We start from the raw sequence: 13,158 nt of genomic DNA, 5'->3' as shown, positions 1-13,158 counted from the left end.
CCTTTTAGATTGAGAAAAATAAATAAAAATTGAAGTAATAAATGCTTCCATATATTGATAACTATCAATACAGAGTTATACATACAACCAGACAGACAAATAGTTCTTATTCTTCGCTAATCATAAACATTCAAGTCAATCAACAGGATTGTATCTATCGGTAGCTTAATGGCCCCTTAACGCAGGTACTGATGATATAATTTTATTTAGAACATGAAAGAAACTCATTACCTGCAATATCCGCATGGAGCTGCGCAAGCAATGAGCATTATCAGGTTGATAGAAAAACCTAATCCTCTGTGAGGCAAAAAATAGGATCAAATTTCCTTAACTTAATTTTGCCTAATCTGCACTGTACCCTTTAGGATTTTTATACTGCCAACGCCAGGTATCTTTCACCATACGCACTAAATCATACTCAGCTTTCCACCCCAGCTCTGTTTCAGCCAGCTCTGGATCTGCGTAACACTCTGCAATATCTCCGGGTCTCCGCGGAGCAATGTTATAGGGAATTTCCTTCCCGCTGACACTCTCGAAAGCACGAACGACTTGTAAAACAGAACTGCCCTGTCCCGTCCCCAGATTATGGGTATAACAACCCTCAGAAATTTCTTCTTTACATATTAAGTTTAGCGCCGCCAAGTGTCCGCGAGCCAAATCAACTACATGTATATAATCTCGAACTCCAGTACCATCAACGGTATCATAATCACCACCAAAAACCTGTAGCTGCTCCAATCTACCTACTGCCACTTGGGAAACATAGGGTAGTAAGTTATTGGGGATACCACTGGGATCTTCACCAATAGTCCCACTTTCATGGGCCCCAATCGGATTGAAGTAACGCAACAAGCTCACTTTCCACTGGCTGTTCGGCGCAGCACAAAGATCTCGCAACATGTTTTCCACAATCAACTTACTTGAGCCATAGGGGTTGGTTGCGCCAGTAGGAAAATCTTCTTTAATTGGTACTGTTTCAGGATCACCATAGACCGTTGCCGACGAACTGAAGATCAGGCGGTGAACTCCAAACTCCTCCATCACCTCACATAAAGTTAAGGTCCCAGCTACATTATTCTGGTAATAGCGCAGAGGCTGCGCAACAGATTCACCAACTGCTTTCAACCCCGCGAAGTGAATTACGGCGTCAATCTTATGATCAGAGAATACTTTGCGTAAACCTTCCTTATCACTAATATCCAGATGGTGAAAAGGGATATCTTTGCCAGCAATTAACTCGACTCTCCGTAGGGCTTCCTCACTGCTGTTCGATAGGTTATCCACAACTACAGGCTCAAAGCCGGCAGCAAGCAACTCGATACAAGTATGACTGCCAATATATCCGGCACCTCCAGTCACCAAAATCGCCATTTATGTTCCTCAATATTTCTCTAATACCCAATATGGGCTGTAGTAAAGCGTAAAACAGCCGCCCAATTCAACCTATATAAGTGACATTCCACTGTCTCATTCAAAGGGAAAGCTATGCTGGAAAAGCTGGAGAGCATTCAACACTTACTCCAGCAAAGAACAAGGTTCACAACGGCAATAACGATAGTGCTTCACGCCAAGCGTATCCCAAACACGATCTGGACTTTACAGCTCATGCATCGCTCGTCCCATTTGGGCAAGAGAAGCCAAGGGCGTACGACATCCTAACCAAAGCAGGAAACTGAGCTAATTCCAGTAGGCTACAGGGAGGTAGACACCATGACAATTTTCAATCACTACTTGGAAAGATACGAATCTATCCAGGACGAGGAACTCAGTATTCAGGAATACCTGGAGCTGTGTAAGACAGACCGCAGTGCCTATGCGTCACCAGCTGAGAGGATGCTGATGGCCATTGGCGAGGCCGAACTGGTAGACACCTCACGGGACCCGCGTCTGTCACGTATTTTCTGTAATAAGGTTATTAAGCGATACAAGGCCTTCAGTGAATTCTATGGTATGGAGGAAGCCATAGAACAAATTGTCTCTTTCTTCCGGCATGCCGCACAGGGTCTGGAAGAGAAGAAGCAAATCCTGTACTTGCTAGGTCCTGTTGGTGGCGGAAAGTCATCCCTTGCGGAGCGGCTAAAAGCCTTGATGGAGCAGGTGCCCATCTATGCAATTAAGGGATCTCCAGTATTTGAATCCCCCTTGAGCCTTTTCTCTCCTACTGAGGATGGCCGCATCCTTGAAGAGGACTACGGCATTGCACGTCGATACGTCAACACTATTATGTCTCCCTGGTCTGTTAAGCGATTGCATGAATTTAGAGGGGACATCAGTAAATTTCGTGTCGTAAAAATTCGTCCTTCTATTCTCGATCAAGTTGCCATCTCAAAAACAGAGCCCGGTGATGAAAATAACCAGGATATTTCATCACTAGTTGGCAAGATCGACATTCGTAAGCTTGAGGATTTCCCCCAGAATGACCCTGATGCCTATAGCTTTTCTGGTAGTTTATGTAGGGCCAACCAGGGACTGATGGAGTTTGTCGAGATGTTCAAAGCGCCTATCAAGGTGCTTCACCCCCTACTAACTGCAACACAAGAAGGAAATTACAACAGTACAGAGGGATTGGGGTCAATTCCTTTCAACGGTACAATCCTCGCTCATTCCAATGAATCAGAATGGCAATCCTTCCGCAATAATCGCAACAATGAGGCTTTCCTGGATCGTATTTATATCGTCAAGGTGCCCTACTGTGTAAGAGTGCAGGAAGAAATACGAATCTATCAGAAACTGCTAGAAAATAGCTCCTTGTCAAAAGCGCCCTGTGCACCAGACACCCTGCGGATGTTGGCGCAATTCTCTGTATTGTCGAGAGTTAAAAACCCTGAGAACTCCAGCCTTTATTCAAAGATGCGTATCTATGACGGTGAAAACCTAAAGGATACCGACCCCAAAGCAAAAACCATTCAGGAATACAGAGATAATGCAGGGGTAGATGAAGGCATGAACGGACTATCCACCCGTTTCTCCTTTAAGATCCTTTCAAAAGTTTTCAATTTCGATGCTACTGAGGTGGCGGCAAATCCAGTCCACCTACTCTATGTTCTGGAACAGCAAATAGAGCAGGAGCAATTTCCACCAGAAGTGCAAGAGACTTACCTCGGGTTTATCAAGGAATATTTAGCTCCAAGATACGTAGAATTTATCGGTAAGGAAATCCAAACAGCTTACCTGGAATCCTACGCTGAATACGGCCAAAACTTGTTTGATCGCTATGTCACTTACGCTGATTTTTGGATACAGGACCAGGAGTATCGCGACCCAGAAACCGGTGAAATACTGGATCGCGGCGCCCTTAATGAAGAGCTTGAAAAGACAGAAAAACCTGCAGGAATTTCCAATCCGAAAGATTTCCGCAATGAAATAGTCAATTTTGTGCTCCGTGCCAGGGCTAACAATCAAGGAAAAAATCCCGACTGGAGATCTTACGAGAAACTACGTGCCGTTATCGAGAAAAAAATGTTCTCCAATACGGAAGATCTTCTGCCAGTTATATCCTTTAATACCAAGGCATCAGCAGATGATAAACGCAAGCATGCAGACTTCGTTGCGCGTATGGTTGAACGCGGCTATACCGAGAAGCAGGTTAGATTGTTATCCGAATGGTATCTACGCGTGAGAAAATCTCAATAGTAAGGTTTTCCTCCATTAAGGTCACTGGAAAAACACGAGGAAGCCAAACCCGGATACTGATTAGATCATTAACTTTTAGTGAGCACTTGAGTGATTTCACAGCATCTCATCGGGACCCTCAATGGCTCGCTATAGTGAAGATACCAATAATTGTGTTTGGTGGATTCAGCAGGAAATATTCTGAATAGATTTATGGCGATGAATGCCTGTGAGCTTTATTCAGAACAAAGGCAGAAATATGAGCTATATCATCGACCGCCGCTTGAATGGAAAGAAAAAGAGTACCGTTAATCGGCAGCGATTCTTAAGGCGCTATAAGGCTCACATTAAGAAAGCTGTCGGCGACGCCATGAATAGCCGCTCTATTATGGACATGGATAAGGGAGAGCAAATCAGTATCCCTACTCGGGATATCAGCGAACCCTTATTTTCTCACGGTAGCGGTGGGCACGTAGAGCGAGTTTTACCCGGAAACAAGCAATTTACTGCTGGTGATCGTATCCCTCGTCAAGGTCAGCGAGGCGGTGATGGAAATGGTGGTGGTGCCAGTGATAGCGGGGAAGGGGTTGATGAATTTGTCTTCCAGATATCACAAGAAGAGTTTCTGGACTTTATGTTTGAGGGGCTCCAGCTGCCCAATATGATCAAGCAACGCCTGGCCGGCAACGAGTCTTTTCAAATAGTACGTGCCGGAATTAGTAATGAAGGAACTCCAGGTCGTCTCAATGTGATCCGCTCACTCAGGGCTGCCCATGCAAGACGCATAGCCTTGACCAGTAATAAGCGAAGAAACCTGCGCAATTTAGAGGAAGACCTATCCCAAGAAGAAAACAAAGATACTGCTCTGCGAGACCAGCGCAAAATTGAGGCTCTTAAAAACCAAATCGCCGAACTTCGCAGCCGTATCAATCGAGTCCCTTTCCTCGATGATTTCGACCTGAAATATAACCTGCTGATTCGACAACCAAAACCTCGATCTAGGGCGGTGATGTTTTGCCTGATGGATGTATCCGGCTCGATGAACCAAGCCACAAAGGATATGGCCAAACGCTTCTTCTTACTTTTATATTTGTTCCTACAGCGCAGTTATGAATATACAGAAGTCGTTTTTATTCGACACCACACTAGCGCCAAAGAAGTTGATGAAGAGGAGTTTTTCTATTCACGGGAAACTGGCGGCACCATTGTCTCAAGCGCGCTCAAATTAATGCGACGTATTGTAAGAGATCGCTACCCCGCCAGCGAATGGAATATCTATGGAGCCCAGGCCTCAGATGGTGATAACTGGAACGACGACTCCAGTACCTGCCACCGAATCCTTATCGACGATATTATGCCCCATGTGCAGTATTACTCTTATGTGGAAATTACTCCCAGAGATCACCAGGCCCTGTGGGAAGAGTATGAAAGTGTCCGCACTTTATTCCCCGATCACTTTGCTATGGAGCAGATTGTCGATGTACAGGATATTTATCCGGTGTTCCGACAACTGTTCCGCCAAAAGGTGACTGCCTGATGCTCGACAAATTTGCCAGTGGCGCTGAAGCATCTGAATCTGAGTCGCGTCAGCCCATATCAACAAGCTCAGAATGGACTTTTGAATTAATTCAGGAATATGATCGCGCCATCGGCGCACTGGCAGAAGAGTTTGGGTTAGATACCTACCCAAATCAGATTGAAGTTATCTGCTCAGAGCAGATGATGGATGCCTACTCCTCGGTAGGAATGCCAGTGGGTTATCACCACTGGTCTTTTGGCAAGCAATTTATCAGCGTGGAAAATAATTATCAGCGCGGATTGATGGGGCTGGCTTATGAAATAGTCATTAATTCTAATCCCTGCATCGCTTACCTCATGGAAGAAAATACCATGACAATGCAGGCTTTGGTGATTGCTCACGCCTCCTATGGGCACAACTCTTTCTTTAAAGGGAATTACCTGTTTCGCTCCTGGACAGATGCCAGCAGTATTATTGACTATCTGATCTTTGCCAAAAATTATATTTCCCGCTGTGAAGAGCGCTACGGGCTTGATGAAGTCGAGGCCATTCTCGACTCCTGTCATGCTCTAATGAACTACGGTGTAGATCGCTATAAACGCCCTTACCCAATCTCGGCTATTGAAGAAGAACGCCAACAGCAAGAGCGAGAAGAGTACCGCCAGAGGCAGCTCAATGATTTATGGAGGACCATCCCAAAACTCGGTGACGGTATAGAGGAGACAAAGGAGAAACGTTTCCCCGAAGAGCCTCAGGAGAATATCCTGTACTTTGTTGAGAAAAATGCCCCTCTCCTGGAAAACTGGCAACGGGAGCTAGTGCGTATTGTACGTAAGCTGGCCCAATATTTTTATCCACAGCGGCAAACCCAAGTAATGAATGAGGGCTGGGCTACCTTCTGGCATTACACTCTCTTAACCGAGCTGTACAAGCGCGGGCGGGTGACTGAAGGCTTTATGATGGAGTTTCTTCAAAGCCACACCAATGTTATCTACCAACCCTCTTTTGACAGCCCTCACTACAGCGGTATCAATCCCTATACCCTAGGCTTCAGTATTTTTACTGACTTACGGCGTATCTGTGAAAGCCCCACTGAAGAGGATCGCCGCTGGTTCCCAGACATTGCTGGAAGTAATTGGCGTGAAACCCTTCAATTCGCCATGCGCGACTTCAAAGATGAAAGTTTTATTTTACAATTCCTGTCTCCCAAGGTTATGCGAGACATGAAACTGTTTTGTATCAGCGACAACGATAAAGAGAACGATATCATTGTCAGCGCAATTCACGATGAGAGCGGTTATCGCCAGTTAAGAGAGAACCTTGCGGGACAGTACAACCTGGGCAATCGGGAACCGAACATCCAGGTATATTCAGTAGATACCCGTGGTGACCGTTCACTGACCCTGCACCACACACAGCACCGCCGTCGCCCTCTTGGTAAAGATACAGCAGAGGTATTAAGGCATCTTCACCGGCTATGGGGCTTCGATGTTCACCTGAACAGTTTGAACGGGGATCAAATAACGGCCAGTTGTCACTGCCCGGAGCAAGGTCGGGACCGACCGGAGGGTGAAGAAGAGTCTATGTTAATACCAAAACCCATTTAGGTTTCAGCGCGGGAACTGTTGAAATACCAGCCCCGCACAGAATGGGGAAATAATACCCACTAGCGAATCGTGCTACTTAGGCATCAGCTTCCAACAAAAGCTTGGCCTTTGCAGAAAGTTCACCGTGCTCAGAACGGTGAGTTAAAAGAGCATCAGCTCCAGCATCCAGCCAACGGGCTTTCTCGCCATCGTCATCAGAAGGCACAACCAGAATGCTCAAATTTGAATACTCACTGCGGGATCTGAGGTAGTCCAGCACCTGAAACCCACTCTCCCCAAGCAACCCAGTGTCAACCACTAACAACGCCGGCTTGGCACTCGCCATCAAGATACCGGCGGAAAAACTATCACTAGCTACTTCTACTTCACACCCCATCTGCTGAAGCGCCTGGCGTCCACCTGAAGTCAGCTCAGGATCAGTCGTTAACAAAAGCACTTTTCGACTGGGAACTGCCAGGTCGTTCGGAACTGGCATTGAGTTGTCCCGCAGGAAGCCCACGAAATCCTCAACACAGATACGGTGATCACCACGCCCTGGAAGTTTGTATGCCTTGAGCTGGCCACGCTCAATCCAGCGAATCACCGTTCGGAAGTTAACACCGCAGTACCTGGCTGCTTCCCCGGTGGTTAGCACATGTAATTCGCTCATCTTTATTCTCCCCAACAACTGCGATTAAAAAGAAGAACAGTCAACTTCCCGAAAGTATCCTCTGCCCCACAGAGTTACACGTGAAATTATCCTGCCCAGCTGAACCGCCCCTATAAATTATGCTGTTTAATGCTGCAAACCCAGCCCGAAATTCGGTCCATGTAATTTATTAACGAACAGCGGAACAACCCCCTCAAAAAATACTAATAGATATAGTTGACAGGTAAGACAGGTTTCTTAGAATGACACTAGATTCGTGACTTGAGACTTGTCACGCGATCCTTTCCAGTGGTGTGGCCGTTAAGTCAGAGCCCCCACAGTTGGCAAAAAAATGTTTGCTAAGCGAATACCCTAAGACCCTGGGCCCCCTTGTTTTTTCGGGGCCTTTTTTTTATCTTGCCGAAGCTTCTTACACTCCTACCGCTCATCCTCCGTCCAGCAGACAAACCTGGAACAACGCCGGAACAAATGGACTTATGGCAGTACAATCACCTATCAGATCACTGGTCCCTCCAGCTCTGGAGCAAATGCTTTGAAGATCTACCTTGTTGGCGGCGCAGTGCGCGACAGACTTTTGAATCGCCCAGTCACCGAGCGTGACTGGGTAGTGGTTGGGGCAGATGCAGATAGAATGCAGGACCTCGGATACAGCCCAGTCGGCAAAGATTTTCCAGTATTCCTACACCCTGAGACCGGTGAAGAATACGCGCTCGCTCGCACCGAAAGAAAGAGCGGACACGGCTATGGCGGTTTTACCGTTAACGCTGATGCCAATATCACCCTGGAAGATGATCTTCTGAGGCGAGATCTCACTATTAATGCCATTGCAGAAGACAGCGACGGCAATCTAATTGACCCCTACGGAGGGCAGGAAGATCTTGGAGCTCGGCTTTTGCGCCATGTTTCCCCTGCTTTTGCAGAAGACCCGCTAAGAGTTCTACGAGTCGCCCGCTTTGCCGCCCGCTACCATCACCTTGGCTTTAGCGTTGCCCCTGAAACCATGATACTCATGCGCCAGATGGTAGAAGCGGGTGAAGTGGAATATCTGGTGGCCGAGAGAGTCTGGAAAGAGGTAAGCCGGGCGCTTACCGAGCCAGACCCCGATATTTTTATTCGGGTACTGCGAGACTGCGGTGCCCTCTCGGTACTGTTACCAGAACTAGAGAATTTGTTTGGTGTTCCCCAACCGCCCAAACACCACCCCGAAGTGGACACTGGAGAACACGTACTACTAGCCCTGCGCGCCGCCCCAGTAGAGCTCCCCTTGCGTTTTGCAGTACTGCTACACGACCTGGGCAAAGGACTGACTCCCGAGGAGATTCTCCCCAGCCACCACGGCCACGAGGCCGCAGGCGTGCCCCTGGTAAAGGCCGTCTGTGAGCGCTGGCGTACCCCAAAAGACCTGACTGCACTAGCTGTCGGGGTCTGCGAATATCACCTGCACTGCCACAGAGCCTTCGAATTGCGCCCACAGACCATTATGAAAATGATCCGCAGTCTGGATGCCTTGCGACGTCCCGAGCGATTTGAAAACTTTCTTCGCGCCTGCGAGGCAGATGCCCGAGGTCGTGAGGGGCTGGAGAATCGAGATTATCCACAGGTGGACTTTTTACGCGCCGCTCGAGATGGGGCAGCGGCAGTAACTGCCGAGGAGTTGATTAAACAGGGCTACCAGGGTGCGAAACTGGGGCAAGCACTGGACCGGGAGCGCATCAAGGCAATCGCCAGAGTAAAGGATGACTACATTGCGTAATGTGTTGATTACCGGTGCCGCCGCACGCCTGGGCCGTGCTATTGCTGAAGAGCTGCATAGAGATCACAGAGTTGTTATTCACTATCGCAACTCGGCTGATGCTGCCAAGGCCCTGGCAAACGAGCTGAACCAACGTCGCCCCAACTCTGCCATAGCGTTGCACAGTGAGTTGAATAGCGCCGAAGCCTGTTCCAATCTGGCCCAACGTGCACAAGAGGCCTGGGGCGGTATTGATGTTCTGGTCAACAATGCCTCAGCATTTCACCCCACACCTGTGGGAAGTGCAACCGAGGAGGACTGGGATCGGCTGGTAGGCAGCAACCTCAAAGCCCCCTTCTTTCTCACTCAGGCCCTGAAAGAAACACTCAGCCAACAGCTGGGTTGCGTTGTTAATATGGCGGATATTCACGCCGAGCGCCCGATGCCCAAGCATACTATCTACTGCGCCGCCAAGGCTGGGCTGGTAATGCTGACAAAAAGCCTCGCTCTGGAGCTATCGCCCCAGATTCGGGTCAATGCAGTCGCCCCCGGTGCCATTCTTTGGCCAGAACAAGAGGCAACTAACGAAGCCAAGAAAGCAAAAATCACCCAGCGCATTCCTTTGGCCCGAACCGGTGACCCCAGTGATATCGCCAAGACCGTGCGCTTCCTTGCCTGTGATGCCCCCTATATCAACGGTCAGGTTATTGCCGTTGACGGCGGCCGCAACCTCAATATCTAGAGCACTCCAACCAATACCTAAAACAGTTCAACAACGGGGCTTCACTTCAATTTCACCGGCACTCTGTCAGAATGTTTTGTAACTTCCTCTGCCACAAGAGATTTGCCGGTGCGCTCACTGAAGATATTGTTGATTGAAGATAACCCCACTATCGCCCGCCAGCTTGCCGAATTCCTACATGCTGAGGACTGGCAGATAGATTATGCCCACCGGGGTCGCCAGGGCTTACAGCTGGCCCTGGAACAAATCTTCGACCTGATCATTCTCGACCTGGGCCTGCCGGATATGGACGGCTTGGAGGTCTGCGAAAAGATCAAGGCACAAGCGCCAGTTAACATGCCAATCCTGATGTTAACTGCCCGAGATGCTCTCGCAGATAAAGAACGCGGATTTGGTATCGGTGCCGATGACTACTTATGTAAGCCCTTCGAACCAAGGGAACTGATACTGAGATGCCGCGCCCTGGCACGTAGACACCAGCTGCATACCAGTGAAGAAATTAAGGTCGGTGATTTACAGATAAACCAGCGCCAGCAAACGGCCTACCGGGATAAACAACCTCTGCCCCTGACAACTATCGGTTTTCGCATTCTCACTATGCTCGCCCAGGCGTCGCCAGCACCAGTAAGCCGCTCGGCAATAATCCACCATATTTGGGGTGATGAACCCCCAGAAACAGACGCCTTAAAATCCCACATTTATAGTCTTCGCCAAACACTGGATAAGCCTTTCCAGGCCCCTATGTTGAAAACCATCACCAATCTCGGTTATCAGTTGGAAACTCCCAATGCGCGAAACCAGTAATTTACAGAGGAAGGTCTTCGCTATTTTTGGCAGTTTTACCCTGCTGCTATGCTTGGTGTTTTTTGCCATTTGTATGATGGTGGCCTATGTAGTTGAAGATCATTTACTCGATAACTTATTGGCCGGAGAAGTCCGCTACCTCGAACAGCAGGCAAGACTGACTAATACGACCCCAGAGCCACGCCTACCCTATCTAACGCTATACACTGAAAGCAAAATAATTCCGGCCGAACTGCGCACTGCCCTACCAAGCTATGCAGAAAAGGCTGAGTGGTTTAGTGATACTGAACATCACTTCCATTTACGCAGAGTACATTTTCCGGACAACCATTCCGCCGTTCTCGTAGCTGAAGTCAGTGAATTGCTCACTGTTACGCGACAATCTTCAAAACTTCTTTGGCTCTTTGCCAGCGCCTGTATCTTGACCCTACTCTTAGCCCTCTATTGTGCTTTTCGTATTTCCCGTAAAACCATCGCTCCTGTAGTAACCCTTGCTAAAGCAGTTCAGCAGCAGAGAAACTGCGATTCTCAAATTTCCCTGCCCTATAACAATGAACAAGATGAAATCGGTTATCTCGCAAGTACGTTGCAAGATACACTTAACCAGCTCAAGCTAACATTGCGCAGGGAAACTGAGTTTACCCGGGATACAAGCCATGAGTTGCGCACCGGGCTAACCATTCTGAAAAGCACACTGGCTCTCAGTCAAAATCGGGAAATGACTTTAGCTGAGAAAAATGAGCTATTAGAAACTGTTACCGGTATGGAAAAAACCGTTAAGACACTATTAGCCCTCGCCCGCTCTGAGTCTCTACAGTCGGAAGATATCCCATTGTGCGCTTTACTAGAGGAACGTCTTTTAGCTCAACACCAGTTAATTGTACAAAAGCATTTTAATGTTGATTTAAAGTTAGGGCACAAAGTCAGAGTCCTGGCCAATCGACACCTGGTAAGTCTGCTCTTCGACAACTTAATCAGCAATGCATTACAGCACGCTACCAGCCCTGAATTGGTTATTACCTATAAGGCGGACACACTCTTTTTTGAGAACGCCACAGACAACCAATTAGATCTTAAAACCTCCCTCTTACCCGGCCAAAAAAGGGAAGGCAGTGACGGTATTGGTCAAGGCCTTTTCCTGGCCAAGAGAATCTGTGAAGCCTTGAATTGGACCATCTCTATCCAATGTAAAAAAAATATTTATCAGTGCTCTCTATCTTTTACACAGTAGCGTTCTAAGATTCAAATTTTTACCGTATGCGCTCGAGATGCACAGTGAATCAGCATCCATACCTTATAAGATCTCAAGCGCAGATTTTTTCTTTCTTCCTAAATAGCAATTGCAATCTCACCTGAATTTCACCTTCCACCCCTTATTCTCCTACGAACTCACTAGAAGATTTCCCGTCTGCTACTGTAATTTTGGAGATTAATATGTTGAAGAAAATTGTTATTTCCCTGGCTCTGACTTTGTCCGTATTTTTTGGTTTTATTATTTGGGTTAAGGGCCTAATTCCACCCCAAGAGCAGGACTTTTCCACTACGACAGTAAGTGACCTGCCGTATTTACAACAATTACCCAGGGAAAGCCGAGGAAAAATCTTAGCTGTTGTCACCAGTACTGAAACGATGGGAGATAGTGGCAAGGCGACTGGTTATGAATTAACTGAACTGGCACGCCCCTATTACATCTTTTCAGCCAACGGATTTATTGTCGATATTGCCAGTCCCAAAGGCGGCAAACCGCCTGCGGTGATCGATAAAGATGATCTGGGGCCTTTCGACTATGCCTTTCTCAATGACCCGGAGGCACAACAAAAGGTCAATCACAGTATTCCTATCGATCAGGTATCAGCAGAGGATTACCAGGCCGTATTTTTTGTCGGCGGTAAAGGCACCATGTTCGATTTCCCCGACAATCCCCATATCCAGTCCCTGGTGCGGGAAATCTATAACAGCGGCAAAATTATCGGAGCGGTATGCCACGGGCCAGCAGCCCTTACCAATGTCACCCTGGATAATGGCAAGCCCTTAATCGCCGATCGGCAGATCAGTGCTTTTACTAACGAAGAGGAGCTTTTTCTTATCCCTGACGCCGAGCAACGATTTCCATTCCTGCTTGAGGATCGCTTACGTGAGCAAGGCGCGTTTTTTCAGGCTGGGCCCACTTACCTGGAACAAGTCAGCGTGGATGGCCAGCTTATTACCGGGCAAAACCCCTGGTCCACCTGGCTGGCAGCTGAGAGTATGGTAAGCGCGATGGGGTATACCCCTGTTCCACGCCAAATCACTCCGGCAGAGCAGACCGTCAAATTACTACTCACTTATGAGCAGCGCGGCTTTACCGAGGCCACAGAGAAATTACACAAGCTGCAGGAGAAAGGGGAAATAGACCAGCGCCTACTGGCCATGCACGGCGTTGTCTCTGTTATGCGTTGGGAGCCGGGCAGGGCTCTGGACATAATCAGACTGCTATCCAAGAGCCAGGATTGA

Annotated in this window: 10 protein-coding genes; 8 read left to right on the top strand and 2 right to left on the bottom strand. The window is 47.9% G+C overall.

The annotated features are described in order from the left end of the window. Positions 1 to 342: 342 nt before the first annotated feature. Entirely contained in the window at positions 343 to 1,371 is a 1,029-nt protein-coding gene (gene galE, locus ACJJI4_RS22825) for a UDP-glucose 4-epimerase GalE (RefSeq protein ID WP_444926564.1), read from the bottom strand. Positions 1,372 to 1,710: 339 nt separating this feature from the next. On the opposite strand from galE, the gene ACJJI4_RS22820 reads away from it, so the two are divergent. The 3 genes from ACJJI4_RS22820 (at position 1,711) to ACJJI4_RS22810 (ending at position 6,738) form a co-directional block, all read left to right on the top strand. Next, entirely contained in the window at positions 1,711 to 3,633 is a 1,923-nt protein-coding gene (locus tag ACJJI4_RS22820; RefSeq protein ID WP_444926563.1) for a PrkA family serine protein kinase, read from the top strand. A gap of 238 nt (positions 3,634 to 3,871) precedes the next feature. Next, positions 3,872 to 5,149: a YeaH/YhbH family protein gene (locus tag ACJJI4_RS22815; RefSeq protein ID WP_444926562.1), complete on the top strand. Its 1,278-nt coding sequence runs from the start codon at positions 3,872 to 3,874 to the stop codon at positions 5,147 to 5,149. Beyond that, positions 5,149 to 6,738, top strand: a complete 1,590-nt coding sequence (locus ACJJI4_RS22810; RefSeq protein ID WP_444912041.1) for a SpoVR family protein — start codon at positions 5,149 to 5,151, stop codon at positions 6,736 to 6,738. The genes ACJJI4_RS22815 and ACJJI4_RS22810 overlap by 1 nt, the downstream gene beginning before the upstream one ends. Positions 6,739 to 6,814: 76 nt before the next feature. On the opposite strand, the gene ACJJI4_RS22805 is transcribed toward ACJJI4_RS22810, so the two are convergent. Further along, positions 6,815 to 7,387 (bottom strand): helix-turn-helix domain-containing protein, encoded by a 573-nt coding sequence (locus ACJJI4_RS22805; protein WP_413664235.1) that lies wholly within the window; start codon positions 7,385 to 7,387, stop codon positions 6,815 to 6,817. A gap of 532 nt (positions 7,388 to 7,919) precedes the next feature. Here ACJJI4_RS22805 and ACJJI4_RS22800 point away from each other — a divergent pair. The 5 genes from ACJJI4_RS22800 to ACJJI4_RS22780 all read left to right on the top strand — a co-directional run bounded on the left by ACJJI4_RS22800 (position 7,920) and on the right by ACJJI4_RS22780 (position 13,158). After that, a complete protein-coding gene (locus ACJJI4_RS22800) occupies positions 7,920 to 9,140 on the top strand; it encodes a multifunctional CCA addition/repair protein (protein WP_444926561.1) in 1,221 nt (406 codons plus the stop codon). Continuing rightward, the gene (locus tag ACJJI4_RS22795; protein ID WP_444912039.1) at positions 9,124 to 9,861 is read left to right on the top strand and encodes a pteridine reductase; all 738 of its coding nucleotides are present in this window, start codon (positions 9,124 to 9,126) and stop codon (positions 9,859 to 9,861) included. Before ACJJI4_RS22800 ends, ACJJI4_RS22795 begins: the two co-directional genes overlap by 17 nt. Positions 9,862 to 9,969: 108 nt before the next feature. Next, positions 9,970 to 10,665: a response regulator transcription factor gene (locus ACJJI4_RS22790; protein WP_444906520.1), complete on the top strand. Its 696-nt coding sequence runs from the start codon at positions 9,970 to 9,972 to the stop codon at positions 10,663 to 10,665. Continuing rightward, positions 10,649 to 11,896: a sensor histidine kinase gene (locus ACJJI4_RS22785; protein ID WP_444926560.1), complete on the top strand. Its 1,248-nt coding sequence runs from the start codon at positions 10,649 to 10,651 to the stop codon at positions 11,894 to 11,896. The genes ACJJI4_RS22790 and ACJJI4_RS22785 overlap by 17 nt, the downstream gene beginning before the upstream one ends. A 203-nt stretch (positions 11,897 to 12,099) precedes the next feature. Beyond that, on the top strand, positions 12,100 to 13,158 hold the full coding sequence (locus tag ACJJI4_RS22780) for a type 1 glutamine amidotransferase domain-containing protein (RefSeq protein ID WP_444926559.1): 1,059 nt from the start codon (positions 12,100 to 12,102) through the stop codon (positions 13,156 to 13,158).

The sequence above is a fragment of the Microbulbifer maximicatervae (SeqCode) genome (assembly GCF_052467305.1).
This window is presented reverse-complemented; position numbering and strand designations above follow the sequence as displayed.